The sequence below is a fragment of the Klebsiella michiganensis genome, assembly GCF_002925905.1.
Lineage (GTDB): Bacteria > Pseudomonadota > Gammaproteobacteria > Enterobacterales > Enterobacteriaceae > Klebsiella > Klebsiella michiganensis.
On sequence record NZ_PRDB01000014.1, the window covers coordinates 96,102 to 122,370 of the forward strand.

The following is a 26,269-nucleotide window of genomic DNA, read 5'->3' on the forward strand; positions in this document are numbered from 1 at the left end:
TGGCCGAGAGAGAGGTGAGCATGACAGCACAAATTTCAGCATACGGGCGGCTGGTGGCCGACCCTGAGACCCGGACAACGGGAAAAGGTACGAGCATGGCTATGGCCCGGCTGGCGGTATCGCTGCCGTGCAATGCCGCAGCGGACGGGCAGGCTACCTTCTGGCTGGGCGTCATTGCCTTTGGGAAGCAGGCCGATGCGCTGGCCAAACACCAGAAAGGTGACCTTGTCAGCGTGGCGGGCAATATGCAGCTCAATCAGTGGACTGGTCAGGATGGCGGTATGCAGCAAGGTTATCAGGTTATTGCGGACAGTGTGCTCAGTGCCAGAACGGTACGCCCAGGAGGTAAAGCAGGGCAACAGGGTCAAGCTACGGATGCCCTGCGCCGTGCCCATGAGCAACAACCACCCACTACCGGGTATGAAGGATTCAACCAGACCACGCCGTATGACGATGATTTTTAGATAGTAAATTGAATGCTAGGTGCTTGGGTGCTTCCTGACTTCCGCAACCTGTTTATGTATTCGCCTAACGGTAAAAAGGACGGCATCCAGATCATCCCGCTGTCGGAGGTCGCGGCGAAATATGAGTTTCTGAACATCAAGAATGCGACCCGCGATGACATGATGGCAGCACACCGCGTACCGCCGCAGATGATGGGGATTATCCCGAACAACACTGGCGGTTTCGGTGATGTGGAAAAGGCCAGTCGCGTGTTTGTTCGCAATGAATTAATCCCTTTGCAAAAAAGGTTCGAAGAATTAAATGATTGGCTAAGTGACGAAGTCATTAGATTCCAACTCTATACCTTGGAAGAGAATTAGCTCGCCATGTTAAATTGCCCCAGGAAAACACTTTACAACAAACTGGCTCATATGCTGTAGGCTTGACATTAATTCATTTAATTTTAATCGGGCCTCGTTATAATGAGGCCTATTTTCAGCTTTCTTACAACATAAGATCAAACAATGCGCTGGATTTATAATCTCCCCGGTTTCATCATCTTTTACTGGATCATAGATAATTTCAAACATAACATCTTCATTATCGTCGTCAACTATTCCCATAAGCTTTTCAAGCAAGAATACTCCAATAAAAATATCTTTCCTCTTATCAGGGACGTTAGCCTGCTGTTTTGATACCCTTGCCATCAACTCCTGTATATCAAGCAATTTTTTCAAGTCGACGCTAAATCCCTTTCCTTGCAAATCCGATCTTTTTACAGATGATTTCTCAAACTCACCACTCGAACTAACATCCTCTGGTGAGAAAACAACGCGACATATTTTATCACTACCTTCAAAATTATATACCATGCTCACGACCTTTAATCACTTAAGCATTGACAGTAATTGTTCTGGAGGGGTAATACTAATATTATAATTACCTTTTATACCTTTCCTCTCATTTTTATTTTTAGCATAAAAAGAATAAGTCTCATCTGGTTCTACTGTTAAGTCTACAGCACATGACTTATCGTTCCAAAAAAATGAAAGCTCACCATCATCAAAAATTTTTATTTTTGGCGCAGTCAAACCAAAGGCTGCCACATAATTCCTCATAAAGAAGTCAGCGGAGCGTAAAGTCTGTCGGTCTATTTCTTCCGCACCTAACGTATTGACATCTTTGAGCTTTTCAAATAGATTGAATATTTCGCTGTATTTTAGTATATCACTCCTTTTACGATCAATAAATGACCTTAATGCTTCCGTAGTAAATCGTTCTAAAATGGAATAAACCTCACCTTCACCTTTAGAATTATATTGCTTGCTTAAAACAGTTTCTGCCTTCTTACGGTAGCTTATATTACGGTCTTTGCTGAGTTGCATCGTATTGCCAAAAACAACCCCTGCAGAGTTAGATGAGCTAATTCCGTTTGATATTGTAATAGTTAAAACGTCACTCATATACGGCTCCTAAGTTAGCTAAGGCTTTATCAGTTAGGAAGTTAAAGAAAACAGTTTTATTTTTATGATGTAATGAGTCAAGCTCGCTTTCAAAATTTTGTATAACATTCTCAAAAGTTAGATTTCGCTTGTTTATTATACAGTCAATATCAATCATAAAACCTTCTCTTGTTTTTATTGCTGGTCCTTCTGCTCGAGCATTGCCAGCTAGCTGAATGATAATTACTACGTCCCCTTCGTGCTTCTCACTTCTGAGGTGTAGGTAAGGGTCGAGATAGTTTTCATCACCTAAGCTAATACACATATTTAATTGTTCGCCGATATTTTCAGCGGAAGGATATTCAATTATATCAACGTATTTAAGAGAAAAACGCTCTACAACACTTATTAAATCGTGTTTTTTTACAATGTTCATCAAAATGCATATGTGCTTTTTGAACGTCTCCCAACCAGGATACCGACTGTTAACTGAAAGCAACAGCACATTATCTCCTAGCAAAATATTATAATCCCCCCATATAAAACCAACTAATGGAAGGTATTTGAAATCTGCGTTCTGTTGCCTAATTATTTCAGGCATTTCAAAATGAGGGGTCCGAAAGGAATTCTTTAAACTCAGCTCAGTAAATAATATCCCAGGCATAATGTTAGAAAATGTATTGTTTTCTGATGAAAACCTAATCTCAAACAGAACATTAACAAGAGCATTTTCTTTAAGCCTTTCAGGGATTAACTTAACCATATGTATCCTTGAGTCAGTATGAGCAATTCACATGCCCTGTAAAAATGTGTTTATCGTGAAAATGATAGTACACCAACTAACTTTGCAAGTTTATATTATTTTAGAATAATTCTGTCCTGTCGTTAACTCATGGTAGATAAGGAGTCGTTGCGCGCTCGTATCCCCGCAACGCCTGCCCGCTTCGTGTAGTGGTTTTCATGCACCTGCATTAGAGACGAAAAAGCCCGCAAGAAATGGATGGAAAGGCGGATAATGGGGTCAGTGGAGAGGCTTTTGGCAACCTGAATGCGAGCTAGGGGGCATGATACAAGGTTATCTGAATGTGGCCTACCTGACGCTTGACCAGTCATACTGGTGTTAATTGGTCTTTCTGCTGGAGAGGCACTCTATACGAGGGCGCAGGGGCTGGGTGTTGCCCTCGTAGTTCTGTTCATGCTGGTCGCCGTTGCTGCGTAGCAGTTTGAGCATTACATGTAGAATCAAACCGCCCCATGAAAATGCCCATATTTTATTTATAGGCAGAAACGGTGTGTTCTGGCTATGTATGGCAGGAATGGTGTGTTATGCCTATAGATAGGCAATCTTGATGAGTTCTGCCTATAAGGACTGATAGCGCTCGAAAATTGTCGTTGAGAACGAGCTGTGGTAAACACCCACCAGCCCGCGCCGAAGATTTCAGCGGCCTTCACAAAGCTGCGAAGGAGACCCAGCGCCGCATGGGGATAGCGCAGCCGAATGGCGAGGCGTTCAGGTTAAAGGGGAAGGCTATTTAAACAGTGAAAATTGAGCTTTAAGCCGGCTTGCGGTGGTGGTTTCCCGTTCGATCAAACACTGGTAGGCTACATTCATCTTTACTTTGGGGGATAGGGATATGAGAAAGGCGCTGGCATGTTTTGCATTGCTGTTTTTAATTGCTGGATGCGATGAAAGCAGCAAAACAATCATAACTGATGGGGCTGATACCGCGATAAAGATGTTTAAATCCGAAATGAATGAGGGTGATCACCCTCCGTTTATTTATAAGAATCTTGCTTTCAAACCGGACCACCAAAACTCAAGCGAAGTGTTAAGTGGCTGGGTTTGCGGGGAGGGGAGCATGGTACGCGACACGAAAACCTATGATTTCAAGTTTAGAGGTCATGTCATAAAAACAAACGGAGTTTCTTATGTAGGTGATCTTGCGGCCCTACTCTCTGATACAGAAATGGCAGAATATGACATTCTGTACAATAAATACTGTAAGTAAGATAACAAAGCGAATAGTTGATTAAGCCCCGTACCTACGGGGTTTTTTTATGCCTATGCATCAATAAAAGTGATCGTAACCACAAAGTTGTTGTTTCATTTTTTGCAATGTATTTGATGAGTGTTGATAAAATTGCAAGTATAATCACTGTATAAATATCAGGAGGTACGCAATGGCAACACCATCCGTAAAACCCGTTCTTCTCAGCTTGGAGCAGATCGAGAAACTCCGGACGCTGCAGGAAAATGAACGGAAGAAATCACCGCTGGGCATTGCTCCCACCATCCACGTTATCGCGCGTCAGTTGATGGATCGCGCTTTAAGCACACAAATGGAGGCGTAATGGAACAACTACAACGACTGGCCGAGGCTATCGCTGAAACCTACATCCGCGATCTGCGCCGGGAAACAGGAGATAATGTCATTACCGTTGATGGCGTCAGCGGCAATGTTGAAACGCACCTTTTAGCCGCGGGGCTGGTGGATAACTCAGTTTCAGCAGCCAAAAACCAATACGGGGCGACATTTGAACGTGAGGCATATCAAATGTTACTGCGGTTAATTTCACTCGATGGCCCGGAGTATCGTCTGACTGAGCATGGTGCTTACGTCATTACCTTCATGACGACTAAGGCTTTAAAAAAACAGTCTTCCACGACAGTACACTGAGGTGCGTATGAGTAATAATTTTGGCAATTATTACATTGAAATTGACGCTGATGTCTTACCGTTCCTCAAGGGGATGGACAAGGTGCAGAGCACTCTTGATGCTCTTTCGGCTGATTCGAAAAATGGCAGTAAAGCCTTCGATAATTTGAGCTCGTCCGCATCGAGTGCCGGAACCTCATTTAATGAACTTGCTGGCTACGCCCGCTCAATGGATGGCTCTCTAAAATCGCTCAACACCAATGTGAACGCGATCACCAGGGCCATGCAAGGTGCCGGGACGAGTACCGCGGGTGTAGGTTCGGAATTCACCAGAGCGGAAGCAATACTTGAGAGTCTTGGCAACCAGTTGGCCATCCTGGATGAGGCGCAGGAAAATGGCGCCCGTAGTGCTGCTGTGCTAGCGGCGCAGTTGCGTGCCGGCTCGAAAGCCACTGATGAAGAAAAGCAGAAGATTGGCGAATTGACTGGTCGTCTCTACGACATGAAGACTGGCGTCGATACCGGGGCGAAAAGTCACGGCTCCTGGAAAAACAGCATGCAGCAGGCTGGTTATCAGGTTCAGGATTTTATCATTCAGGTGCAAGGTGGGCAGTCGGCTTTGGTTGCTTTTGCCCAGCAGGGATCGCAATTAGCTGGCGCATTTGGTGCGGGCGGCGCAGTGGTTGGGGCTGTGATTGCCCTTAGCTCGGTTGTCGCTGGCGCGCTGATTACGTCGCTTAATGGCGGAAAAAACGCCATTGATTCACTGAAAGATGCTGCCGAAACGATGGATAAGGTGATCACCATTTCGCAAAATGGCGTGGCCGCACTTTCCGACAAATATGCTTATCTGGCGAAAACTAACGCCGAAGTCGCAACGTTGATGCGAAATCAGGCTCTACTGGAATATAACGAGGCTATTAACAAAATACCTAAAGCTATCAGTGATGCTTCAAGCTCTCTGCTTTCGTTTGGCGATAAGGCCATATCAGCATTCGCCGGCGGCTTTGCTTCTGTCGAAGGGTTCAATGATCGTCTTTCAGCACTCGAAATCACCACGGATAACTACTCTGAGGCAATTAGTCAGGCGTATGGAGCTGGGCAGGTTTTTCAGGCAACGGCGAACAGCATCGGCAATACAGTCGGAGCGGTAGCGGGAAAATTCGGTATTACAGAACAGAAAGCTTTTGAGCTCAGCAAGCAGCTTTCTGACATCGCAAAAAATCCATCCCCGGAAGCACTACAGCGATTGGCGACGGAACTTCAGAAAACCAGAGAGTCAACTGATACAGCCACTCCTGCTTTAACGGAATTTATCGGAAAGCTCGTTTTATTATCCAAAGAGTCGGCAACTGCTAAGGGAAATTATAAATCCCTCAAAGATGAAATGGATAATTCAACGTCTGGACAGAAGAACCTCATCAAACAATCTGAGCGCAGTCTGAAACTGTCAAAATTGCAGGGGGAGGCTCGTGCACGGCTTCAGGCTCAGTTTGCTGCGGAGGATGCCGGGTTTGACAAAAACGACCCTCGCGTAACCCGCATGAAAGATGAGGCGGCCGCAACTTACCGTAACACCCAGGCTCAGAAGGATCTCAAGTCTCAGCAGACTGCTGGAGCGACAGCCGCGGAGTCTATCGCCCAGAAGCTGGCGAATTTGAAGCAGCAGGCAGAGTTAGCCGCCGGTTCAACCCAGGAGCTTAGCCGCGAATCAGCGATGCTGCGCGCCGAACAATCCCTTGGTAAATCAGCCTCAGCCGATCAGATACAGCAGGCCAGAGCTTACGCTGCCGCCGTTTGGGATACTACGGCAGCATTGAAGGCACGCAATGCCGTACCTGAGCTTAAAGAGAACGCGGACTACACAGCCCAGAAATCGCAGCTTGAGATGATTAAGGGCGCCAAAGACGCACAGGGAAATTTGATTATCTCGCAGAAGCAATACAACCAGGCTTCTGAGCAATTAGAGCAGCAGCACCAGGTTAATCTGGCGAAAATTCGAGCCGGGCAGGTTGTGACACCCCAGCAGCAGGCCCAGGGGGAAGTTGATCCGGTACAGCGGCTTGCCAACCAGCACGCCCAGGAGCTGGCGCTTATCCAGCAGTTTGAAACCCAAAAAGGGGCGCTCACAGCTAACGGTCTTGCGTTGATGAACGCAGCTAATACGCAATATGAGCAGGCGAGAATAGCCGCGCAGTGGGAGATATTCCGCAATCAAAGCACAACAAATGAGTTGATGGCCTCGGCGGTTGATGGGTTCGCCAGTCAGGCGGCTAACTCGTTGACAGGCCTGATTGATGGAACACAAAGCGCTTCGGAAGCGTTCAGAAATCTAGGGAGCGCGATCGCAAATAGTGTTGTTCAGGCGTTGGTAGAGGTGGGAATCCAGTATCTGAAAAATGCTGCGATGGCGATGGTCGCCGATGAAATGACATCAAGGTCATCTCAAAAGGCTGGCGTTCAAACAGCCGCAGCCTGGGCCCCTGCCGCTGCCGCCGCATCTGTAGCTACTTTTGGCGGTGCTGCTATTGCCGGTATTGCTGGCATGGTAGCAGCGTTCGCCATCGGTGCCGCTTTGGCCGGCAAACGCAAAAATGGCGGTACGGTAGGCGCTGGTGGGGCGTATCAGGTTGGCGAAGGGAATATGCCTGAACTCCTGCAGACCAAAAACGGGTTAATTATGATTCCTGGTGATCGAGGCAGAGTGTTCAGCAATAAGGATGTTACCGGCAGTTCTCCGACTATCCAGAAGGCGTCTACGGGTAAAGAATACCTAACAACTTCATCAGCATCATCCAGTCAATCGGGAGATAGCTCTAAACGGTCGATACAGGTAAATATCCAGCTGATAGATCAGACAACCGGCAGTCAGCACAACATCACGGGCACTGAAGCTTTCCAGCAAGGTGACGTGGTAACAGTTACTGGATTTCTCAATGACGTGGATACCGGCGGCCCAATGTCCACAGCGATCGCAGATGCGCACGGGCTTAGACGGCAGGCAAGGGGCGCCTTTTAATGTGCCCTAAGGGGGGGGGGGAGGTAAACCCTCTCCCTCATGCTTTACAGGACTGCCAGTTTAAGAGCATTTTCACACGTCAGAAATAAGAACTTTTTTTAGTGTAAACGCAGCCAGTAAACAACCTACCCCATGAGAGGGTGACAAAAGTTGACATCGAAAGGCGATCCAGTGACGAACGACGAAAAGCGAAAACTATACCGTGCGTGGGCTGATGATATCGGCGGCGGAACACCTTTCCCGGAAGCCTGCAGGGATATGACGTGCGGCGCGACGACGAGGAAAGGGACGCCGTGCAAAATGACGGCGCTCTACGCTTCTGGGCGCTGCAAGTTACACGGCGGCATGAGCACCGGCGCAAAGACGCCAGAAGGAAAGGCGCGGCAGTTAGAGGGATTCCGCCGCTGGCTGGAGAGAAAGCGGCAGGCCACCAGCCAAGGTGCTGGTTCGCATTGAGGTTTGCACCGAAAACGGCTTTAAAATATTGGACTGTTCTTGACGGATTTAAAACGCGGTCATTCTGAAACCCGCGCCAGTAGCGGGCTAATAACAACAATGAGACCTGAGCCGTCAAAGTTTTTAGGTTCGTAGTACGCAACACGGTACGCAGCAAAATGAAGGTTTTTTCAGTGCGTACTTGTTTAAGTGTGTTCTGCGCGTGGCGATGTAAGTTAATGATTAGGCTTAATTATAGCGAAGAGCGATAATCGGGATAGCGAATATGGGTATTAAAGGCAGGGGCATGAACAACATTCGGCGCAACATGAATGCGCTAGTGAGGGACATTACCGGGCGGCGCTTACCTCGCGCAATGACAGCCGCTTTGCATGAGGCCGGACTCGTAGCCGCAATCTATACGCCAGTTGACACCAGCACGCTGATTAACTCGCAGTTTAAAGAGGTTATTACTAACGGGACGCGCATCACTGGCCGCATCGGATATTCAGCGAATTACGCAATCTATGTCGCAGATCCGACTATCCCGCAGAAGTTCACCCTGCCCAGGGCCAGGAAAGAGTTTTTGCAGCATGGTGTTGCTGATGCAAAACCGCAGATGGAGGCAGCTTTCCTGCGAGAATTATCAAAACGCTGATTGCGGAGAAAACGAAACCGATACATGCGCAGCAGTTGCTTACCCCATGAGTGGTTAACAATTGTTAAGGTTCTAGCGACGATTATTAGGCCGTATTCGCAGTAACCAATTGTGCACAACTCATATAATTTCGTATTCATTTGCGGATTTTTTTAGCGAAGATCTGAGCCAATGAGAGAGCAGACGCGGGTTTATACCTCTGCGCTACCACGGATTAACCTCCAGTTTCTGGCAGGTATGCAAAGAAAGCTGGTGGATTCGAGCCCGAAAACACAGATTTTTTGTGATACCGAGAGCGGAAGGGTGTACTTCTCGATGGTCTCTGGTGGCTACAGCGCGACAATCAACGGAGTAATGCGGTTTATTGGCATCACGATCACCCGGGCAGGTTTTGGCTACCGGCGATGGTACATTTGCCCGCATTGTGGTGGCCGGGTTGCGAAATTATTTATTGGCCGGAAGGATATAGGGTGTCGTAAATGCTGGAGCCTTCACTATGCCAGCCAGAGTGAAGATGAGATCGCTCGCTTACGGCGCAGTGTGTGGAAGCAGAGGCATGATCTATGGGGGGATGATTACCCACCCTCGGGCAGCCTACTAAATAGCCCGCTTAAGTTTCCGAAGCCTGCTGGCATGAGATGGGATACCTTCGAGAAAAAGCGCTCTCGCCTGCTAAAGACTGAATCAGCTTACTGGCGGTTGAAAGAACCTAGGGACGCACAAGGGTTTGCCCGGGTGATGCGCAAAGCTGAAGCGTCAATGCGTTCATTTGAACGGGCATCGAAAAAGGCTACCCCATGAGCGCACTAATATTACCCTAATGCCTACCCCATGAGCACAGCAAGACTACGGCAAGGTTAATTCTGGCTCTCTAACTGAATTAGCTAAAATCAGCCGGTTACAAGCCATGAACAGGAGCTATTCCATGTTAGACCGTCACAAGCTTGAATTAACGTTGCTCGAGATAGCCCGGCAGAACGATGAAGGAGTGGACAGCAACACTCTTTACACCATTCGCAACGGCGTGGCACAGGTGCTGCAGGCTAAAGAGCGCCACCGCCGCGCAGATAAAACAGAGTCATGGCTATAGTGCCGCCGATAACTTCTCAGCGTTGCGGCCCTGACGCTTCCAGGCGCTGTAAATGTCCTTATCCCACGCCTTGCCCGCTTTAGTCTGATAACCGGCCTCATTGAGCCGCTCAGCGATAATGCGGCCATTGTCGAACCCTTCCCGGATGGTATCAGCAACAATCCCGATAACAGCCGCTTCATTGTACAGAGTCGGCGGGATCCCCTGCTTACCGCCCGCCAGCGCAGCCGCCGCCACTTCCATTCGTTCCACCAGCTCAAGCATACGCAGCTGTGGGTTGCTCTCCGGCTGGTTCAGTTTGCTGCGCAGGGCATCGAGCAGCCACGCTGTTTTGTCACCGCCTGCCGCCGCTACAGCCTGATTAAATGCGTCCTGCAATTCAGCCGGAACGCGGAAAGCTACCAGATTTGATTTGCTCATGAGGGTCCACCATATCAGTGTTGTCTATCCATACAGTATACCACTGTATAACGCTGTTATACGGAGGTGGAGAGGCTGGTTATACCTCGCGCTGACTGCCTGCTACAAGCATTACCTACCTTTTCTAACAGGGCGCTGCATGCCGTTGCGAAAGATCAATGTTGACTAGTTTTTCAACGTATACCTTGGATGTTCATCTACTGCTCGGAGAGAGCCAAATGAGCATCAAATTATTCGCTGTTTCCATACTCGCTGCCGCTTTCGTCTTCGTATCAGATATGGCCATCGCCAAATCGAACCAGTTAACTGATGACCAGGTTAAGCAAAGAATTATCGACGACTCTATAGCATCCTACCCGGGTACCTGTGCTTGCCCATTCAATACGGCACGGAACGGAAGCTCATGCGGCCGCCGCAGCGCCTGGAGCAAAGCGGGAGGATATTCGCCTGTCTGCTATAAGAAAGAGGTCACAAAGGATATGGTAAAAGAGTGGCGCCAGCAGAATCAGTAACGGTAATGGTCTGCCGAACGTGTAATTTTGCTGTTTGAAACACCGTGAATGTTGGTTCAACCCGCTAAATGTTGGTTCAAAATAGGGTGGTGTTGGTTCACTTTTTTGATAAATATCCAAATAAAACAATGGACTTTACGTTTTGAGGCAACTGAACCAACCGAACCAACACATATTGCATGTATATAGAGAAATTTTTACCAAACTTACAGAAGGAGATCAGCACACCATCGCGAGGCGGATATGGGCATTTATCAAAGAGGCAACATTTGGTACGCCGACTATAAAAATTCCGAAGGTAAGAGAGTCCGCAAATCTATGGGGACAACCGATAAAAAACTTGCTTCAGAGTTGTATGACAAAGTTAAGTACGAGTCATGGCGCTCATCAAGGCTTGGATACATACCACGTGTAACTTTTGAAAAGGCATGCATACGCTGGCTGAAAGAGAAATCCGGTAAAAAAACGTTATGTGATGACAAAAAAAGGATTATGTTCTGGCTGGCATTCTTTGGGACAAGATACCTTGATGAAATAACAGTAGATATGATTTACCAAGCTGTTAACTCAATGATTAATCAGAAGTATGAACAGAACTGGAGAGCCAAGCATCTGGCTTGTAATGCCTCAGCACTGGCCCCATCAAAGTATGTTCCAAAAGCCGTATCGATGGCGACAAAGAACACGCACCTTGCATTTATGAAGGCTCTACTTCGCAAATCATGGCTTGAATGGAAATGGCTCGAAAAAATGCCTTACATTCGTCTTTATCCTGTTAAGAATACTCGCGTACGTTGGTTGAAACCTTACGAGGCCAAAAAACTTATAAATGCTTGTAGTGAACCATTAAAATCAGTTGTTGAATTTGCTCTTGCAACAGGGCTTAGACGTTCAAATATCATTAATCTTAAGTGGCAGCAGGTTGACATTTCTCGTCGGGTCGCATGGATTCCATCTGAAGAGTCTAAGTCTGGTCAAGCAATTGGTGTGGCTTTGAATCAAAGTGCTTGCGATATCCTTGAAAGGCAGGTGGGAAAACATTCCCGGTGGGTGTTCGTTCACACCACGGCAAAACATCGACCGGATGGAACGCTGACGCCCGCGGTTAGAAAAATGCGGGTGGATGACAATAACGCCTGGCGCGCCGCGCTAAAAAAAGCGGGAATCGAGGATTTCCGTTTTCACGACCTCCGGCACACTTGGGCAAGCTGGCTTGTGCAAGCTGGCGTTCCACTTTCTGCCTTGCAGGAAATGGGAGGATGGGAAAGCATTGAGATGGTTAAAAAGTACGCTCATTTGTCTCCAACGCATTTGCTGATCTATGCTCAGAAACTGGATAGTATTTTACGTGAAGGTTGAAGCACCATTCAAAATCACGTACACAAGGGTGTACACAATTAGTTTATAACTAAAATAAAAATCATATTAATCAATGTCATTGGTGTGGTGTTTGCTTTTCACATCAAGAAAAGCAAATAAGCTATCCGCCAGCATCAAAAACCTAAAGCCCGCATCCGCCGGGCTTTTTTATTATCGCCATTGTACATGCGCAGAATAATAATAAACTCGCTTGAGGCCGGGTTATAAATGTGAGAAAAACCAGGGAGGATAAATATTTTTGTGACAATGAGGTCAGAATGAAAAGCCTTTTAACTCTCCTGATGCTGTTTCTTATTCCCATAGCCTGTGCCGCTGAATCACAACCGATTGAACCGCGCGTTAAGCCTGCTTATCCCGCGAAAGCCGAAAAAAAAGGGATACCGGGTCAGGTTAAAGCGCAATTTGACGTTGATGAGAATGGGAGGGTGACTCACGTTCGGTTATTAAGCTCAGATCCTTCCGGAATGTTTGATAATGAAGTCAGGGCCGCAATGGAAAAATGGCGATACATCAAAGGGAAGCCTTCCAGCAATAACATCATTACCATTCATTTCAAGCCGGGGCCGCCTTGCGTAGAGGTGCCAGCGCCAAACCAGCCCGGCAGTATTCAAAGCAGCGGCGTTCCTTTTCGCTAAAGTAGAACGCAGGTAAATGAGCGTAGGGAGAATCGTGTCAAACGATGGGGGCAGGGATATGAAAAAAACAATAGTGATGGTCGGTTTGGTTATTTTAGCCAGCAGCTGTACGCCGTTTCATCCTTCTGACTGTCATAAAACATCAGCGCTTGGGAGCTGTAGCTCCGGACGCTTCAGCGATGACGATAAATATGGCAAACAGGCGAGAGCGATAAAAGAGTCTATTGATTCCCGGTTATCCAATCGCTACGGCTGGACGGGAAAAAAATGCACAATACATCTGAGATTTAGCGATGAGGGGAAACTGAATAGCGTGACAACGAGTGAAGGTCATAAAGCCTATTGCGCCGCGCTGGTTGATGCCGCTAAACGGGCCACTTTTCCGCCGTTTACCGATAAGCAGGTCTATGATGCTTTTGCTCAGTCCCGATTCAGTATGCAGGGTGAATAAAATTAAAGGTGGCGGACCGCCTGGGGGCGAGTAACCTGCTGAAGGATAATGACTGGCAGCAGCCACAGATTGTGCAACCGTGATAAAATAAAGCGATATACCCGTCGTCAGGAGTCACCATGGAATTTGATTGCCCCGTGTGCCATGCGCAGCTTGCTGTGCAGGGCAATAGCGCCCGCTGCGAGCGTTGTGCGAAAGAGTATGTTGTCGAAGCCCGCTGCCCGGACTGCCACAAGCCGCTGGAGGTGTTAAAAGCCTGCGGCGCGGTGGATTATTTTTGCCAGAATGGCCACGGGCTGATTTCGAAAAAACGCGTCGAGTTTGTGCCGATTTAATCTTTATCGCTGACGCAGCCTTCGCCGTCGCGCCAGAGTTCAACCAGTGAATCTGGCGCACGATCCTCCGGAATGAGAATAATCAGGCTGTGGTAGTGCTGCTCGCTGACGATCTGGATGCGAAAAAAACGCTGGTCGCCCCGTCCAGGCGAGTCGGGCTGGCCCGGCGGCTTGCCCAGCGGTAGCGACTGTTGGAGAATCGTCGCAATCCGCTGCTTCTGTTGCTCGTTGAGCTTCGCCACGACGATCTTACGCATCCCGCTGAGCGCCGGGATCCAGGCAACGCCGCCCTCGCGCGCCAGCTCAATCACCGCGTCATCGCTAAGATCGGCAAGGTTCATAGCACCACTCCGACCCGCTCCCAGGCCTGAGTAATCGCCTCTGCGGTCTCTTTGCCAGAGCGTTTCTCGCCGTGGCGAATCGTCAGCCTGGCAAAGGCTGAGAAATCGGCGTCTTTTGCCAGAGATTGATCGCACACCGCGTCGTACCAGGCGTATCCCGCTTTCTCCCATGCAAAACCGCCGAGGGCGCTGGCGGCGAGATAAAAGGCGTGATTAGGAATGCCGGAGTTGATATGCACGCCGCCGTTATCCTGCTGGGTATGAACAAAATCTTTCATATGGGCGGGTTGCGGATCTTTGCCAAGGACAGGGTCATCGTATGCGGTACCCGGCTGCGACATTGAGCGCAGACCTTTGCCGTGGATGCCTTTCGCGAGTAGTCCCTCGCCAATGATCCAGTCCGCTTTGTCTGCCGTCTGCTGGCGCTGATACTGTTTGACCAGCGAACCGAAAACATCGGAAAGCGATTCGTTCAGCGCGCCGGATTGTTCGAAATAGATGAGACCGGCTTCGCTCTCCGTCACGCCGTGGCTTAGTTCGTGCGCCACTACGTCAATGGCGATAGTAAAACGATTAAAAATCTCGCCATCCCCGTCGCCAAACACCATTTGTTGGCCGTTCCAGAATGCGTTTTGATATTCGTGACCATAGTGGACGCTGCCGGTGAGCTTCAATCCGCGGTTATCCAGCGAATCGCGCTGGTAGCTCTTCCAGAAGAAATCATGGGTGATGCCGAGATAGTCATAGGCTTCATCAACGGCAACGTCGCCGTTGGAGGGCTGTCCCTCAAAACGGACCTGAGTACCCGGTAGATCCTGGGTCTGCCCGGCATCATAAATGTCGCGTTCAAGCAGGCCCGGCGTGGTGACGTGGGGCGCGGCAGGGCGCCCCGGAACGTGCGCCATCAGGGTCTGAACGTGGCTGAGGGTATTCTGCGCGCAGCGCTGCTGCTGAAGGGAACCACGATCGACAATGCGGCGTAAAATGTAGGGCGGAATTACAAAACGAGGATAAGCATCTGGCATATCACGCTCCTTAGCCGGATAGAACCGTTTAAAAAGGGCATGACAGCAGTATAGTTATCCTCGGTTGAAATGGCAGGCTTATCCGGCTTTTTTGCGGGAACGGGTTTTCTTCACCGGCGTGATGTTCTTCACTTCGCTCTCTACCCAGCCATCGTTCAGACGGGTAGTGAGAACGTCTCCCTCGCGCACCTGTTTCGTTTGTTTCAGCACCTTGCCGTCGCTGGCGGAAGTGACGCTATAGCCGCGGGCCAGCGTCGCCAGCGGGCTGACGGCTTCCAGGTGCGTGACCATATTACCGAAGCGTTCACGTTGCTCGCCAAGACGCGCGCGGATGTTTTCCGCCAGCCGGTATTCCAGCTGTTGAATACGGCTCTGGGCGCGGTGAATTCGCGGCTGTGGGTTTTGTTGATTCAGGCGCTGCGCGGCGCGCTGCTGGCGCTGGTCGGCGCGCTTTATTTGCGTCTCAAGAGCGAAACGCATGCGCTGACGCAATCTTTCAAGCTCCGTTTGCTGACGGGCCAGCCGCAGCTGAGGATGCTGTTGCTGCAGGCGGTGAAAAACCTGGGTAAAGCGACGATGGCGGTTGGCAAGGAAGTAGTCCATCGCCATTTCAAGGCGCTGCTGCACGGACTGGAGCTGGCGCAGCAGCTCCTGCTGGTTGCGGCTGACCATTTCCGCCGCCGCGGAAGGCGTCGGGGCGCGCAGGTCGGCGACAAAATCGGCGATAGTGACGTCAGTCTCATGGCCTACGGCGCTGACGATGGCAATAGGGCTGGCAAAAATCGCCCGCGCCACTCGCTCATCGTTAAAGCTCCATAAATCTTCCAGCGAACCGCCGCCGCGCCCGACAATCAGCACGTCGCACTCCTGGCGCGCGTTGGCCAGCTCAATCGCGCGAACGATCTGCCCCGGCGCATCTTCCCCCTGGACGGCGGTCGGGTAAATAATCACCGGCAGGGAAGGATCGCGGCGCTTGAGCACGTGTAAAATATCGTGCAGCGCAGCACCGGTTTTAGAGGTGATGACGCCGACGCAGTGCGCGGGAGAGGGGAGCGTTTTTTTATGCTGCTGATCGAACAAGCCTTCCGCCGCCAGCGCGGTCTTGAGCTGCTCATACTTCTGCTGAAGCAGACCTTCGCCCGCAGGCTGCATGCTTTCCACGATGATCTGATAATCGCCGCGCGGCTCGTACAGCGTGATATTGGCGCGGACCAGCACCTGCTGCCCGTGCTGCGGACGGAACGTCACGCGGCGGTTGCTGTTGCGGAACATTGCGCAGCGCACCTGGGCGTTATCGTCTTTTAGGGTGAAGTACCAGTGGCCGGAAGCGGGCTGGCTGAAATTGGAAATCTCGCCGCTGATCCATACCTGACCCATTTCACGTTCGAGCAGCAGTCGAACCGACTGATTGAGGCGGCTAACCGTGTAAATTGAGGGGGATTGAGATGGCAACATGTGAGCAAGATCAAATTCTAAATCAGCAGGTTATTCAGTCGATAGTAACCTGCTGGGAGGGGATCGCAAGTATTATTTGCAAAAAAGGGTAGATGCAATCGGTTACGCTCTGTATAATGCCACGGCAATATTTATCCACCCTGGTCGAGATATTGCCCATGCTACGTATCGCTAAAGAAGCCCTGACGTTTGACGACGTCCTCCTCGTTCCCGCTCATTCAACCGTTCTGCCAAATACCGCCGATCTCAGCACTCAGCTGACGAAAACCATTCGTCTGAATATTCCAATGCTCTCTGCTGCAATGGATACCGTGACGGAAGCGCGTCTGGCAATTGCCCTGGCACAGGAAGGCGGCATCGGCTTTATTCATAAAAACATGTCCATCGAGCGCCAGGCGGAAGAAGTTAAGCGCGTGAAGAAGCATGAGTCCGGCGTGGTTACCGACCCGCAGACCGTCCTGCCGACCACCACTCTGCGCGAAGTGAAAGAGCTGACTGAACGCAACGGTTTTGCTGGCTATCCGGTGGTGACCGAAGACAACGAGCTGGTCGGCATCATCACCGGTCGCGACGTGCGTTTCGTCACCGACCTGAATCAGCCGGTGAGCGTTTATATGACGCCGAAAGAGCGTCTGGTGACCGTTCGCGAAGGCGAAAGCCGCGAAGTGGTTTTTGCCAAAATGCATGAAAAACGCGTTGAGAAAGCGCTGGTTGTGGATGATAGCTTCCATCTTCTCGGCATGATCACCGTTAAAGATTTCCAGAAAGCGGAGCGTAAACCAAACGCCTGTAAAGATGAGCAGGGTCGCCTGCGCGTCGGTGCGGCGGTGGGGGCGGGCGCCGGTAACGAAGAGCGCGTGGATGCGCTGGTTGCCGCGGGCGTAGATATTCTGCTGATCGACTCCTCTCACGGCCACTCTGAAGGCGTATTGCAGCGTATCCGCGATACCCGTGCGAAATATCCTGACCTGCAAATCATCGGCGGCAACGTGGCGACCGGCGCGGGCGCACGTGCGCTGGCGGAAGCCGGCTGCAGCGCGGTGAAAGTAGGGATCGGCCCTGGCTCCATCTGTACGACTCGTATCGTGACCGGCGTGGGCGTTCCGCAGATCACCGCCGTTTCCGACGCGGTTGAAGCGCTGGAAGGCACCGGTATCCCGGTTATCGCCGACGGCGGTATTCGTTTCTCCGGCGATATCGCGAAAGCGATTGCCGCAGGCGCAGCCGCCGTCATGGTTGGTTCGATGCTGGCCGGTACCGAAGAGTCTCCGGGCGAAATCGAACTCTATCAGGGCCGTTCGTACAAATCTTACCGCGGTATGGGTTCCCTTGGCGCGATGTCTAAAGGTTCCTCCGATCGCTACTTCCAGACCGATAACGCCGCCGACAAACTGGTACCGGAAGGTATCGAAGGCCGCGTCGCCTATAAAGGCCGCCTGAAGGAGATCATTCACCAGCAGATGGGCGGCCTGCGCTCCTGTATGGGCCTGACCGGTTGTGGTACCATCGACACCCTGCGGACCAAAGCGGAATTCGTGCGCATCAGCGGCGCGGGTATCCAGGAGAGCCACGTTCACGACGTGACTATCACCAAGGAATCCCCGAACTACCGCATGGGCTCCTGATTTTCATCGCCCGGCCACGCGCCGGGCGATTTATTTAACCTGTATCACTTGCCTCGGAATTATCGTCAATGACGGATAACATTCATAAACATCGTATTCTTATCCTGGACTTCGGTTCTCAGTACACCCAGCTGGTTGCGCGTCGCGTTCGTGAATTAGGTGTCTACTGTGAACTGTGGGCATGGGACGTGACTGAAGCTCAAATTCGTGAGTTTAATCCTAACGGCATTATTCTTTCCGGCGGCCCGGAAAGCACCACCGAAGATAACAGCCCGCGCGCGCCGCAGTATGTCTTTGAAGCCGGCGTGCCGGTATTCGGCGTATGCTACGGCATGCAGACCATGGCGATGCAGCTGGGCGGCCACGTTGAAGCCTCTAATGAACGTGAGTTTGGCTATGCGCAGGTTGAAGTGCAGACCGATAGCGCCCTGATTCACGGTATCGAAGATGCGCTGAGCGCGGATGGTAAGCCGATGCTGGACGTCTGGATGAGCCACGGCGACAAAGTCACCGCCATCCCGTCTGACTTCGTCACCGTTGCCAGCACCGAAACCTGCCCGTTCGCCATTATGGCTAACGAAGAGAAGCGCTTCTACGGCGTACAGTTCCACCCGGAAGTCACCCACACCCGTCAGGGTCTGCGCATGCTGGAGCGTTTCGTACGCGATATCTGCCAGTGTGAAGCGCTGTGGACCCCGGCTAAAATTATCGACGATGCCATCGAGCGCATTCGTCAGCAGGTTGGCGACGATAAAGTGATCCTCGGCCTGTCCGGCGGCGTGGATTCCTCCGTGACCGCCATGCTGCTGCACCGCGCCATCGGTAAAAACCTGACCTGCGTCTTTGTGGATAACGGTCTGCTGCGTCTGAATGAAGCCCAGCAGGTTATGGATATGTTTGGCGATCGCTTCGGCCTGAACATCGTTCACGTCGAAGGCGAGGCGCGTTTCCTGGCTGCGCTGGCGGGCGAAAACGATCCGGAAGCGAAGCGTAAAATCATCGGCCGCGTGTTCGTTGAAGTGTTTGACGAAGAAGCGCTGAAGCTGGAAGACGTGAAATGGCTGGCGCAAGGGACCATCTACCCTGACGTCATCGAGTCCGCTGCTTCCGCAACCGGTAAAGCGCACGTCATCAAATCTCACCACAACGTGGGCGGCCTGCCGAAAGAGATGAAGATGGGCCTCGTTGAACCGCTGCGCGAGCTGTTCAAAGATGAAGTGCGTAAGATTGGCCTCGAACTGGGTCTGCCGTACGATATGCTGTACCGCCACCCGTTCCCGGGGCCGGGTCTGGGCGTGCGCGTGCTGGGCGAAGTGAAGAAAGAGTACTGCGACCTGCTGCGCCGCGCGGACGCAATCTTCATTGAAGAGCTGCACAAAGCCGACCTGTACAACAAAGTGAGCCAGGCGTTCACCGTGTTCCTGCCGGTCCGTTCCGTTGGCGTCATGGGCGATGGCCGTAAGTACGACTGGGTTGTTTCCCTGCGTGCGGTTGAAACCATCGACTTTATGACCGCTCACTGGGCGCATCTGCCGTACGATTTCCTCGGCCGCGTATCCAACCGTATCATCAATGAAGTCAACGGTATTTCCCGCGTGGTGTACGACATCAGCGGTAAGCCGCCGGCGACCATTGAGTGGGAATAAACTTTATTCTTTGCGTTAATTGAATAAAAAAATAATGCCATTAATGATTGACGTCATTAATGGCATTTTTCTTAACAAGATCGCCGAATTACGGCATTCCCTGAGACGATGAATACCGATACACCGGGTTTCTACTGTCAACCCCGTTCTTCAATCGCCGCTGGCGTATTCTCCCGCTGACACCATGCAATGGCCATCGCCAGAGCTGCCACCACCAGGGCCAGCGCGGCGGAAACCGCTAAACTGCCCCTTATCCCGAGATGATCATTCAGCCACGCGTAGGCAAACGGCGAGGCGGCGGCCAGCAGCTGCGCGGGAATCAACAGAATACCGGTTCGTCGGGCATAATCCTCGGCGGCAAAAAGCTGCAGCGGCAGAGTAGCTTTAAATACGGTCGTCAGGCCGTTGATCGCGCCGTAACCCAGCACAAATCCGCCGGCCGCCCACGACAGATATGGCCCGCTCAGGCCGAGCGCAAAGCAGAGCGGCATCAACAGGGTGGTCAGTATCGTTAGCCGCAACGGCGTAAGGACAGAACCGGATGCCACTTCGAGAAAGCGCGCGCCGGTTTGCCCAATCCCCCACAGCATTCCCACCGCGACAGGAAGCCCGACGCTGGCGATATACTCGGGGAGATGCGTCGAGGTACCGTTGGAAACAAAGGTTACCAGCGCAATCAGCGACGCGTACAGGAGGGCAGGGCGTTTATCGCGGTGGGAGAGCCGCTGGCGTTGCATTATCCGTTTCGGTGACGGCAGTCTGTGATTTGGCATTTTCCACAGCAGCATCGCGCTAAGCAGGCCAAACAGGGCATAAATCAGCAGCGCATGCCGCCAGTCCATCTGCGTCAACAACCCGGCGCCGAGCGGCCAGAACAGAGCCGAAGCCAGGCCGCCGGCCAGCGTCACGCGCGAGATAGTTAATCTGGCGCTTTGCCCATAGATATTCACCAGCGCGGCGAACAGCGCGTCGTAGAGCGCCAGACGCATCCCGGCGCCGGTCAGAACCCAGGCGGCGAACCAGCCCGGCAGACTCTGGACGTAAGCCATTACCAGGCAGCCCGCTGAAATCATTAGCGTACCCGTGACCACCACCCGTTGGCCCCCAAAGCGGGCCAGTAGCCGGGCGACAAACGGGGAGAGCATCGCCATCATCAGCATGGCGATAGTCAGGCCAAAGTAGATTTCCGTTGCGGCCCAGCCGGTCTCCTGAGCAATAGCTCTGGCGAAAGTGCCGGGCATATAAAATGAGATTCCCCAGTTTATTAGCTGGTTGCACCCGGCGGAAAGCGTGACAGCGCCCGGCGCGGAGAGTGGTTTTGCAGATGTTTTCATGATCGTCCATTTTGTTACGCTGTTGTCGGCAGCATACCCTGCACGCTATTGTGGAGGCAGGCCGGTCCATTTATGACCCTTATAAGAGAAACTTTGTGATGATGACGCTCAATCTGGGAAATCTGGCGACGTTCCGCCTGGTGGTACAGCGCGGAAGCTTTTCCGCCGCAGCTGACCTGCTGGGGCTGTCGCAGCCTGCGGTAAGTCTGCAGGTACGTCAGCTGGAACAATTTCTCCAAACCAGACTGCTTGAGCGAACAGGACGAGGCATCAAAGCGACGGCGGCCGGCATCGCCCTGCTGGCGCACAGCGAGCGGATTGAACTGGCGGTGGGCGCGGCAGTGCAATCGGTTAGCGAATTCAATCGAGAAATCAGCGGCTCGATAACGTTGGGTACCGGGGCGACCGCCTGTATCCACCTGTTACCGCCGCTGCTGCAGAAGCTGCATCAGGATCACCCTCTGCTGACGGTGAGGGTCACGGTTGGCAATACCCTGGAAGTGGTTCGGGCTATCGAGGAGAACCGGCTTGATCTGGGCCTTTGTACGCTTCCGGCGAACGGACGCAGCCTGGCGGTGACGCCGGTTTTAGATGAAGAGTTTGTCGGTATTTTTAGCGATGCTCAGGACGACCTGCCCTCGCCGCTGACGCCAGAGGTTCTGCAATCATTGCCGCTAATTGCTTTTGAAGCGGGGAGCGGAACCCGGGATCTGATTGACGGCTGGTTTCGCCATAATGGACTGATGGTCGTGCCAGTCATGCAGTTAGGCAGCATTGAGGCGATTAAGCGCATGGTGCGAGCGGGGCTGGGATACAGCATCGTGCCGCGTATGGCGGTAGAGGATCCGCAGGATCGCGTCGGCCTGAACGTGCAATCGTTGACTCCGCGCCTGTATCGGCAGTTAGGCATCGTCATGCGGCAGGATAAAATCATCAGCAAAGGCATCGCTGAAGTGCTGCGTTTGCTCTCTCAGGCCGGTTGCTGAACAACGTACCGCGCTTATTTTTGTACCGGCGTTTTTAGCGGATCTGAAGGTTCAACGGTGATAGTGGATTGCTGCGATTGCTTTTTGTCCTGATGATGGTACCAGGCACCGATGGAGGAGTAGACAAAGCGTCCAAAGAAGAAGATAAAGCTGATAAGCAGTACGATACGGGTCATGCGACGGTTAAATCGATGTCGTTTACGCATACTGGGTGCCTGACTCACAAAAGGTTCCTTAAAGTATACCCAAAGGATGGGCGATGTGCGTATTAAGGCACAGTAACGCGGAAGGGTCAATTGATGAGGATGTAAAAATCCCAGGGGTAAAACATTAATTAATGTTATATAAGATAATCCTCGTATTTACATGCTTTCTGCTTATCGCAAATTGATGTTAAAAAAAAGACATTATTAATATTAGCGACGTGATTTTTTGATTTATATCAATCGTCTATTCTCACCGACAACTAAAATCACCAGCCAGTTCCGCGTTGTTATTCCTTGCGCGATTATGACGGTTGGTTGGATGCCTGCCTGAATATACCCTGCAGGATTTAGGGTTATCCGTAGAGCATCTATGAACATTATTAAACTTTACAGACGATATCGGGATAAATGGTGGTCGCTGCCGCTCATCTTACCCATCCTTTTACTCCCCCTGGCAAGATGGGCGAACACCGTTGCTGTACTGAATGGTAATGAAGTTTATCTTTACTATTTACCTCTGGCGTTAGTGCTGAGCCTGATGCTGTTTTTCGGCTGGGCTGCTTTACCGGGGATCGTTGTCGGTTTGCTGCTTTCCATTACGCGCGGCATGGCGCTGGAAGATTCCATCGGCGTGATTTTCCATTTTCTTATTCCGACCGTCCTTTGCTGGGGCGGGTATCGCGTTTTTGTCCCGCGAAGACAGCAAATCTCGCATGGCAATGTGCGACTGATGCCTCAACGATTGTTCTGGCAAATGTTGCTGCCATCGCTGATCTTTCTTATCCTTTCCCAGCTCGCCGAGTATTTGGGGATCCATCCTCGCGCGACCGGGTTGATCGGAGTCAACCCCTTAAGTTTGCGTTCGCTTATCACCTTTCAGGCCCTGATGGCCGGATGCCTGACCGGCGTGCCGCTATGCTACTTTCTGATTCGAATTATCCGCAACCCGCTCTATATTCGGGGTTTTGTTTCTCAGATTCGCCTGCAGATCGATCCGAAAATAAAGTACTTTGAGTTTATTTTATGGGCGGTAGTGCTGTTAATTTTATTAGTTTTGCTATTAATGCCGCTAAGTAGTACGAGCACTATTTTTAGTACAAATTATACCTTGTCCTTGCTTATGCCGGTGATGCTGTGGGGGGCGATGCGTTTTGGCTATCGCTTCATTTCATTGGTCTGGTCCCCTATATTAATTGTTATTATCCACTTTCATTATCAATATCTCCCGCATTCACCGATTTACAGTAATCAGCTGGCTATTATCTCCTCAAGCTATCTGGTGTTTTCATTTATTATCGCCTATATGGCGATGCTGGCGACGCAGCAGAGAATTTTTTATGCGCGTATGCGGCGGATGGCCTTCATTGATCCGGTTGTACGCTTGCCCAATATCCGCGCGCTGAGTCGGGCGTTAAATAAATCCTCCTGGTCAGTACTGTGCTTCTTACGCATTCCCGAGCTGGAAATATTGGGCCGCCATTACGGCGTTCTGTTGCGCATTCAGTACAAGCAGCTGCTGGCCGAGTCGCTTGGCGATCTATTGCAGCCCGGGGAGGATATCTATCAGATGGCCGGACACGAGCTGGTTATCCATCTGCACAGTGAAGACCATCAGCAGCGAGTCCCCCTGCTGTTTGACCATCTCAAAAAGTTTCGCTTTGTCTGGAACGGTATGCCGCTGCAGCCGCCCGTGGGATTCAGCTATTGCAACGTTCGCTCTCCGGTGATGCATCTGCATTTACTGCTTGGAGAACTCAGCGGCGCGGCTGACCTTTCCCTGGCGACCGGAAGTCCTGAAAATTTACAGCGTCGCGGCGCCATTAATACGCAGCAGGAGCTGAAAGACAAAGTCATGATAATGAATCAGCTGGTGAAGGCGCTGGAGCACGATCGCTTCGTTCTGATGGCACAACCGATCGTCGGCATCCGGGGGGATAGCTATCATGAAGTTCTGCTGAGAATGCTGAACGACAACGATGAAATCATCATGCCGGATGTCTTTTTACCGGTGGCGCACGAGTTTGGACTGTCGGCGCGTATCGATAGCTGGGTCCTCGAACATACGCTGATCTTTATGGACAAGCGGCGCAAAAATCTTCCTGGAATGCGCCTGGCGATAAATATCTCGCCGTTTTCAGTGAGTAACAGTTATTTTCATCAGCAGGTAAAAACGCTGCTGGAGCATTATGACATTGAGCCCTGGCAGATTATTTTTGAGCTGACGGAGAACCATTCACTGACCAATCCCGAGCAGGCGCGGAAAACCCTGGCGCAGCTTCAGGACCTGGGCTGTCGGGTAGCGATTGATGACTTTGGCACCGGCTATGCCAGCTACGCGCGGCTGAAAACGATGAATGCGGATCTGCTGAAAATCGACGGTAGTTTTATTCGTAATCTGGTGACCAGCAGTCTGGACTATCAGGCCGTTGCCTCTATTTGCCTTCTGGCGAGGATGAAAAATATGCAGGTGGTGGCCGAATATGTCGAAACGCCCGAGATTCGGCAGGCTGTGGTTTCGCTGGGGATTGATTATATGCAGGGCTATGATATCGGCAAACCGGCCCCGCTTGAGGCGCTGGTTGAGGATTGATAAGCGAATGGGCCGGACGTCCGGCCCATATGCGCGAAACTAGCTTGCCGCGTCAGGCTTCTCTTCTTCGCTGATTTTCAGCCACCAGTCAGGCACCCCTTCCCAGTATTCCTGCTCTTTTTCCAGGTCGAGCAGCACCAGCGCATTCTGGCTAAACCAGTCGTGCGGGAAGGTCAGCGTCCAGTGGTTTGCCTCGGTTTTCAGCGTAAGGCTCGGCGGCGTTGTCGTTGCCTGACGCTGGTTATTCAGCAGCACGCCAAGGCGCAGCAGCTGAATTAACGGCAGAAACTGCTTCTTCTTAAACAGCGTGAAACGCGGTAAATCATCCAGCTTAATCGCTTTACGGTGATAGCGAACTAAGGTGGCCATCAGCATCTGCTGTTCCTGATTAAAGCCCGGCAGATCGCTGTTTTGCAGGATATAAGCCGAATGACGGTGCATGCCGCTGTGGTTAATATTCAAGCCGACTTCATGCAGCATGGTCGCCCATTTCAGCAGCGCCGCCAGATGGGGGTTCGCGAGCTTGGGATTCTGCTCCTGCCATTGCTCATAAATATGCGTGGTGGTCTCCAGCACCCGACGCGCCTGCTCGCGATCGATATTGTACTGGTTCGCCAGGCTCTGCGCGGTGCGGCTACGGATATCCTGGTGACGGAAACGTCCTTCCATCTCGTACAGTACGCCTTCACGCAGCGCGCCGTCGGACAAGCGCAGCTCTTTAATCGCCAGCGCGTCAAACACCCCGCACAGGATAGCCAAACCGGGCGCAAAAACGGCTTTCCGATCTTCAGACAGCCCGGGCAGGCTTAGCGAGTCGAAGTTTTTATACTTCAGCAGCTCTTCGACCAGCATCTCGAGGCGCTCGGGAGTGATGAAGCCGTCTTTCTCGCCCATGGCCACCAGCACTTCGTGAGCGGCTTTAATGGTGCCCGATGCGCCCAGAGCGACGTTCCACCCCTGGATGCGGAACTGCCAGGCCAGAGTTTCCAGCTTCTGCACGGCGGAAAGACGCGCGCGCTGGAAATTCTCTTTGTTGATGACGCCGCCAGCAAAGTAGGCCTGAGAGAAGCTCACGCAGCCCATACGGCGGCTTTCCACCAAGCGAGGCTCGAAATCCTCGCCGATAACCAGCTCGGTAGAGCCGCCGCCGATATCGATGACCAGCTTACGGCCTCGCTCCGGCTGCGTGTGCTCCACGCCCATAAAAATCAGACGCGCTTCTTCGTTGCCGGGAATGATTTCGATCGGGTAGGGGATGACCTGCTCCGCGCGTTTGAGGAAATCTGCGGCGTTTGTCGCCTGGCGCAGCGTGTGCGTGCCGACGATACAGACGCTTGATGGGTCAAAACCCTGCAGGCGCTCGGCGAACAGCGACAGGCAGTTCAGCCCGCGCGCAATAGCCTCTTCGCTCAGTACAGAGTTTTCATCCAGGCCGTCGGCCAGATGTACGCGCTGCTTCAGACGACCGATGATCTGCATTGCCCCGTCAACGACACGGGCGATCACCATATGAAAACTGTTCGAACCGAGGTCGACCGCAGCGAACTCCTGCGGCCGAGGGGCATTTTCGTTTATTGGCATAG

The 26,269-nt window shown here is 51.6% G+C and carries 28 protein-coding genes and 2 pseudogenes; 20 read left to right on the forward strand and 10 right to left on the reverse strand.

Going from position 1 to position 26,269, the window contains the following annotated elements:
- The first annotated feature begins 20 nt into the window (after nt 1-20).
- Both CDA56_RS23650 and CDA56_RS23655 read left to right on the forward strand, forming a co-directional pair.
- Complete coding sequence (locus tag CDA56_RS23650; RefSeq protein WP_104011452.1) at nt 21-464, forward strand: single-stranded DNA-binding protein; 444 nt, start codon at nt 21-23, stop codon at nt 462-464.
- A gap of 36 nt (nt 465-500) precedes the next feature.
- A pseudogene (locus CDA56_RS23655) lies at nt 501-824 on the forward strand (phage portal protein); the annotation flags it as partial.
- Nucleotides 825-833: 9 nt separating this feature from the next.
- Here the strand turns inward: CDA56_RS23655 and CDA56_RS23660 are convergent.
- From CDA56_RS23660 to CDA56_RS23670, 3 genes are read right to left on the reverse strand one after another with little or no spacing between them, the layout of a single operon-like run.
- Entirely contained in the window at nt 834-1,316 is a 483-nt protein-coding gene (locus CDA56_RS23660) for a hypothetical protein (RefSeq protein ID WP_104011440.1), read from the reverse strand.
- A gap of 15 nt (nt 1,317-1,331) precedes the next feature.
- Nucleotides 1,332-1,907 (reverse strand): hypothetical protein, encoded by a 576-nt coding sequence (locus CDA56_RS23665; protein WP_139536107.1) that lies wholly within the window; start codon nt 1,905-1,907, stop codon nt 1,332-1,334.
- The gene (locus CDA56_RS23670; RefSeq protein ID WP_104011442.1) at nt 1,900-2,649 is read right to left on the reverse strand and encodes a TIGR04255 family protein; all 750 of its coding nucleotides are present in this window, start codon (nt 2,647-2,649) and stop codon (nt 1,900-1,902) included. The genes CDA56_RS23665 and CDA56_RS23670 overlap by 8 nt, the downstream gene beginning before the upstream one ends.
- Nucleotides 2,650-3,272: 623 nt before the next feature.
- Here CDA56_RS23670 and CDA56_RS23675 point away from each other — a divergent pair.
- The 9 genes from CDA56_RS23675 to CDA56_RS30985 all read left to right on the forward strand — a co-directional run bounded on the left by CDA56_RS23675 (nt 3,273) and on the right by CDA56_RS30985 (nt 9,745).
- Nucleotides 3,273-3,422 (forward strand): PerC family transcriptional regulator, encoded by a 150-nt coding sequence (locus tag CDA56_RS23675; protein ID WP_370513488.1) that lies wholly within the window; start codon nt 3,273-3,275, stop codon nt 3,420-3,422.
- A gap of 98 nt (nt 3,423-3,520) precedes the next feature.
- Nucleotides 3,521-3,895, forward strand: a complete 375-nt coding sequence (locus tag CDA56_RS23680; RefSeq protein ID WP_087637289.1) for a hypothetical protein — start codon at nt 3,521-3,523, stop codon at nt 3,893-3,895.
- A 172-nt stretch (nt 3,896-4,067) separates the two neighbouring features.
- On the forward strand, nt 4,068-4,238 hold the full coding sequence (locus CDA56_RS30980) for a hypothetical protein (protein WP_170064944.1): 171 nt from the start codon (nt 4,068-4,070) through the stop codon (nt 4,236-4,238).
- Nucleotides 4,238-4,564: a hypothetical protein gene (locus tag CDA56_RS23685; protein ID WP_004213174.1), complete on the forward strand. Its 327-nt coding sequence runs from the start codon at nt 4,238-4,240 to the stop codon at nt 4,562-4,564. The genes CDA56_RS30980 and CDA56_RS23685 overlap by 1 nt, the downstream gene beginning before the upstream one ends.
- Before the next feature lie 7 nt (nt 4,565-4,571).
- A complete protein-coding gene (locus tag CDA56_RS23690; protein ID WP_104011443.1) occupies nt 4,572-7,562 on the forward strand; it encodes a phage tail tape measure protein in 2,991 nt (996 codons plus the stop codon).
- Nucleotides 7,563-7,820: 258 nt separating this feature from the next.
- The gene (locus CDA56_RS31515; protein WP_055314401.1) at nt 7,821-8,018 is read left to right on the forward strand and encodes an HGGxSTG domain-containing protein; all 198 of its coding nucleotides are present in this window, start codon (nt 7,821-7,823) and stop codon (nt 8,016-8,018) included.
- Between the two features lie 265 nt (nt 8,019-8,283).
- A complete protein-coding gene (locus CDA56_RS23700; protein ID WP_104011445.1) occupies nt 8,284-8,655 on the forward strand; it encodes a hypothetical protein in 372 nt (123 codons plus the stop codon).
- A 171-nt stretch (nt 8,656-8,826) separates the two neighbouring features.
- A complete protein-coding gene (locus tag CDA56_RS23705; protein WP_104011446.1) occupies nt 8,827-9,456 on the forward strand; it encodes a hypothetical protein in 630 nt (209 codons plus the stop codon).
- Between the two features lie 124 nt (nt 9,457-9,580).
- Entirely contained in the window at nt 9,581-9,745 is a 165-nt protein-coding gene (locus CDA56_RS30985) for a hypothetical protein (RefSeq protein WP_170064945.1), read from the forward strand.
- Here CDA56_RS30985 and CDA56_RS23710 read toward each other — a convergent pair.
- Nucleotides 9,740-10,165, reverse strand: coding sequence for a hypothetical protein (locus tag CDA56_RS23710; RefSeq protein ID WP_104011447.1), 426 nt, complete (start codon nt 10,163-10,165; stop codon nt 9,740-9,742). The two genes, CDA56_RS30985 and CDA56_RS23710, sit on opposite strands and share 6 nt — an antisense overlap.
- A gap of 218 nt (nt 10,166-10,383) precedes the next feature.
- On the opposite strand from CDA56_RS23710, the gene CDA56_RS23715 reads away from it, so the two are divergent.
- From CDA56_RS23715 to CDA56_RS23735, 5 genes are all read left to right on the forward strand, one after another.
- Nucleotides 10,384-10,677: a hypothetical protein gene (locus tag CDA56_RS23715; protein ID WP_104011454.1), complete on the forward strand. Its 294-nt coding sequence runs from the start codon at nt 10,384-10,386 to the stop codon at nt 10,675-10,677.
- A gap of 243 nt (nt 10,678-10,920) precedes the next feature.
- Complete coding sequence (locus tag CDA56_RS23720) at nt 10,921-12,036, forward strand: tyrosine-type recombinase/integrase (RefSeq protein WP_104011448.1); 1,116 nt, start codon at nt 10,921-10,923, stop codon at nt 12,034-12,036.
- A 278-nt stretch (nt 12,037-12,314) separates the two neighbouring features.
- On the forward strand, nt 12,315-12,692 hold the full coding sequence (locus tag CDA56_RS23725; protein ID WP_025106606.1) for a TonB family protein: 378 nt from the start codon (nt 12,315-12,317) through the stop codon (nt 12,690-12,692).
- Nucleotides 12,693-12,750: 58 nt separating this feature from the next.
- Complete coding sequence (locus tag CDA56_RS23730) at nt 12,751-13,143, forward strand: cell envelope integrity TolA C-terminal domain-containing protein (RefSeq protein WP_014839197.1); 393 nt, start codon at nt 12,751-12,753, stop codon at nt 13,141-13,143.
- Between the two features lie 119 nt (nt 13,144-13,262).
- On the forward strand, nt 13,263-13,478 hold the full coding sequence (locus CDA56_RS23735) for a zinc ribbon domain-containing protein (RefSeq protein WP_004853184.1): 216 nt from the start codon (nt 13,263-13,265) through the stop codon (nt 13,476-13,478).
- Here the strand turns inward: CDA56_RS23735 and CDA56_RS23740 are convergent.
- From CDA56_RS23740 to xseA, 3 genes and pseudogenes are all read right to left on the reverse strand, one after another.
- Nucleotides 13,475-13,819: a protealysin inhibitor emfourin gene (locus CDA56_RS23740; RefSeq protein WP_009654386.1), complete on the reverse strand. Its 345-nt coding sequence runs from the start codon at nt 13,817-13,819 to the stop codon at nt 13,475-13,477. The two genes, CDA56_RS23735 and CDA56_RS23740, sit on opposite strands and share 4 nt — an antisense overlap.
- Entirely contained in the window at nt 13,816-14,844 is a 1,029-nt protein-coding gene (locus tag CDA56_RS23745) for a M4 family metallopeptidase (protein ID WP_064375075.1), read from the reverse strand. The genes CDA56_RS23740 and CDA56_RS23745 overlap by 4 nt, the downstream gene beginning before the upstream one ends.
- Nucleotides 14,845-14,912: 68 nt before the next feature.
- Nucleotides 14,913-16,299 (reverse strand): annotated as a pseudogene (gene xseA / locus CDA56_RS23750) (exodeoxyribonuclease VII large subunit); the annotation flags it as partial.
- Between the two features lie 158 nt (nt 16,300-16,457).
- Between xseA and guaB the strand changes: the two are divergent.
- Both guaB and guaA read left to right on the forward strand, forming a co-directional pair.
- A complete protein-coding gene (gene guaB / locus CDA56_RS23755) occupies nt 16,458-17,924 on the forward strand; it encodes an IMP dehydrogenase (protein WP_014230355.1) in 1,467 nt (488 codons plus the stop codon).
- 68 nt (nt 17,925-17,992) lie between these two features.
- On the forward strand, nt 17,993-19,570 hold the full coding sequence (gene guaA / locus CDA56_RS23760) for a glutamine-hydrolyzing GMP synthase (protein WP_004853173.1): 1,578 nt from the start codon (nt 17,993-17,995) through the stop codon (nt 19,568-19,570).
- A gap of 137 nt (nt 19,571-19,707) precedes the next feature.
- Here the strand turns inward: guaA and CDA56_RS23765 are convergent, their stop codons facing one another.
- Nucleotides 19,708-20,904 (reverse strand): MFS transporter, encoded by a 1,197-nt coding sequence (locus CDA56_RS23765; protein ID WP_046878253.1) that lies wholly within the window; start codon nt 20,902-20,904, stop codon nt 19,708-19,710.
- 98 nt (nt 20,905-21,002) lie between these two features.
- Here CDA56_RS23765 and CDA56_RS23770 point away from each other — a divergent pair, with 98 nt between their 5' ends.
- Nucleotides 21,003-21,890: a LysR family transcriptional regulator gene (locus CDA56_RS23770; protein ID WP_014230353.1), complete on the forward strand. Its 888-nt coding sequence runs from the start codon at nt 21,003-21,005 to the stop codon at nt 21,888-21,890.
- 14 nt (nt 21,891-21,904) lie between these two features.
- On the opposite strand, the gene CDA56_RS23775 is transcribed toward CDA56_RS23770, so the two are convergent.
- Nucleotides 21,905-22,096 (reverse strand): YfgG family protein, encoded by a 192-nt coding sequence (locus tag CDA56_RS23775; protein ID WP_009654356.1) that lies wholly within the window; start codon nt 22,094-22,096, stop codon nt 21,905-21,907.
- Nucleotides 22,097-22,466: 370 nt separating this feature from the next.
- On the opposite strand from CDA56_RS23775, the gene CDA56_RS23780 reads away from it, so the two are divergent.
- Nucleotides 22,467-24,686: an EAL domain-containing protein gene (locus CDA56_RS23780; RefSeq protein ID WP_103815068.1), complete on the forward strand. Its 2,220-nt coding sequence runs from the start codon at nt 22,467-22,469 to the stop codon at nt 24,684-24,686.
- Between the two features lie 39 nt (nt 24,687-24,725).
- Here CDA56_RS23780 and ppx read toward each other — a convergent pair whose 3' ends face one another.
- Nucleotides 24,726-26,267 carry an exopolyphosphatase gene (gene ppx, locus CDA56_RS23785; RefSeq protein WP_064358819.1) on the reverse strand — a complete coding sequence of 514 codons (1,542 nt, stop codon included), beginning with the start codon at nt 26,265-26,267 and terminating at the stop codon, nt 24,726-24,728.
- Nucleotides 26,268-26,269: the final 2 nt, after the last annotated feature.

Coding starts and splice junctions, on each gene's coding strand:
- CDA56_RS23765 (WP_046878253.1), bottom strand. CDS start 20,904: ATGAAAACATCTGCAAAACCACTCTCCGCGCCGGGCGCTGTCACGCTT.
- guaB (WP_014230355.1), top strand. CDS start 16,458: ATGCTACGTATCGCTAAAGAAGCCCTGACGTTTGACGACGTCCTCCTC.
- CDA56_RS23685 (WP_004213174.1), top strand. CDS start 4,238: ATGGAACAACTACAACGACTGGCCGAGGCTATCGCTGAAACCTACATC.
- CDA56_RS23710 (WP_104011447.1), bottom strand. CDS start 10,165: ATGAGCAAATCAAATCTGGTAGCTTTCCGCGTTCCGGCTGAATTGCAG.
- CDA56_RS23745 (WP_064375075.1), bottom strand. CDS start 14,844: ATGCCAGATGCTTATCCTCGTTTTGTAATTCCGCCCTACATTTTACGC.
- CDA56_RS23735 (WP_004853184.1), top strand. CDS start 13,263: ATGGAATTTGATTGCCCCGTGTGCCATGCGCAGCTTGCTGTGCAGGGC.
- CDA56_RS23770 (WP_014230353.1), top strand. CDS start 21,003: ATGATGACGCTCAATCTGGGAAATCTGGCGACGTTCCGCCTGGTGGTA.
- CDA56_RS30980 (WP_170064944.1), top strand. CDS start 4,068: ATGGCAACACCATCCGTAAAACCCGTTCTTCTCAGCTTGGAGCAGATC.
- CDA56_RS23780 (WP_103815068.1), top strand. CDS start 22,467: ATGAACATTATTAAACTTTACAGACGATATCGGGATAAATGGTGGTCG.
- CDA56_RS23680 (WP_087637289.1), top strand. CDS start 3,521: ATGAGAAAGGCGCTGGCATGTTTTGCATTGCTGTTTTTAATTGCTGGA.
- CDA56_RS23720 (WP_104011448.1), top strand. CDS start 10,921: ATGGGCATTTATCAAAGAGGCAACATTTGGTACGCCGACTATAAAAAT.
- CDA56_RS23730 (WP_014839197.1), top strand. CDS start 12,751: ATGAAAAAAACAATAGTGATGGTCGGTTTGGTTATTTTAGCCAGCAGC.
- CDA56_RS23725 (WP_025106606.1), top strand. CDS start 12,315: ATGAAAAGCCTTTTAACTCTCCTGATGCTGTTTCTTATTCCCATAGCC.
- CDA56_RS23665 (WP_139536107.1), bottom strand. CDS start 1,907: ATGAGTGACGTTTTAACTATTACAATATCAAACGGAATTAGCTCATCT.
- CDA56_RS23700 (WP_104011445.1), top strand. CDS start 8,284: ATGGGTATTAAAGGCAGGGGCATGAACAACATTCGGCGCAACATGAAT.
- CDA56_RS23690 (WP_104011443.1), top strand. CDS start 4,572: ATGAGTAATAATTTTGGCAATTATTACATTGAAATTGACGCTGATGTC.
- CDA56_RS23660 (WP_104011440.1), bottom strand. CDS start 1,316: ATGGTATATAATTTTGAAGGTAGTGATAAAATATGTCGCGTTGTTTTC.
- guaA (WP_004853173.1), top strand. CDS start 17,993: ATGACGGATAACATTCATAAACATCGTATTCTTATCCTGGACTTCGGT.
- CDA56_RS30985 (WP_170064945.1), top strand. CDS start 9,581: ATGTTAGACCGTCACAAGCTTGAATTAACGTTGCTCGAGATAGCCCGG.
- CDA56_RS23650 (WP_104011452.1), top strand. CDS start 21: ATGACAGCACAAATTTCAGCATACGGGCGGCTGGTGGCCGACCCTGAG.
- CDA56_RS23705 (WP_104011446.1), top strand. CDS start 8,827: ATGAGAGAGCAGACGCGGGTTTATACCTCTGCGCTACCACGGATTAAC.
- CDA56_RS23670 (WP_104011442.1), bottom strand. CDS start 2,649: ATGGTTAAGTTAATCCCTGAAAGGCTTAAAGAAAATGCTCTTGTTAAT.
- CDA56_RS23775 (WP_009654356.1), bottom strand. CDS start 22,096: ATGCGTAAACGACATCGATTTAACCGTCGCATGACCCGTATCGTACTG.
- ppx (WP_064358819.1), bottom strand. CDS start 26,267: ATGCCAATAAACGAAAATGCCCCTCGGCCGCAGGAGTTCGCTGCGGTC.
- CDA56_RS31515 (WP_055314401.1), top strand. CDS start 7,821: ATGACGTGCGGCGCGACGACGAGGAAAGGGACGCCGTGCAAAATGACG.
- CDA56_RS23715 (WP_104011454.1), top strand. CDS start 10,384: ATGAGCATCAAATTATTCGCTGTTTCCATACTCGCTGCCGCTTTCGTC.
- CDA56_RS23740 (WP_009654386.1), bottom strand. CDS start 13,819: ATGAACCTTGCCGATCTTAGCGATGACGCGGTGATTGAGCTGGCGCGC.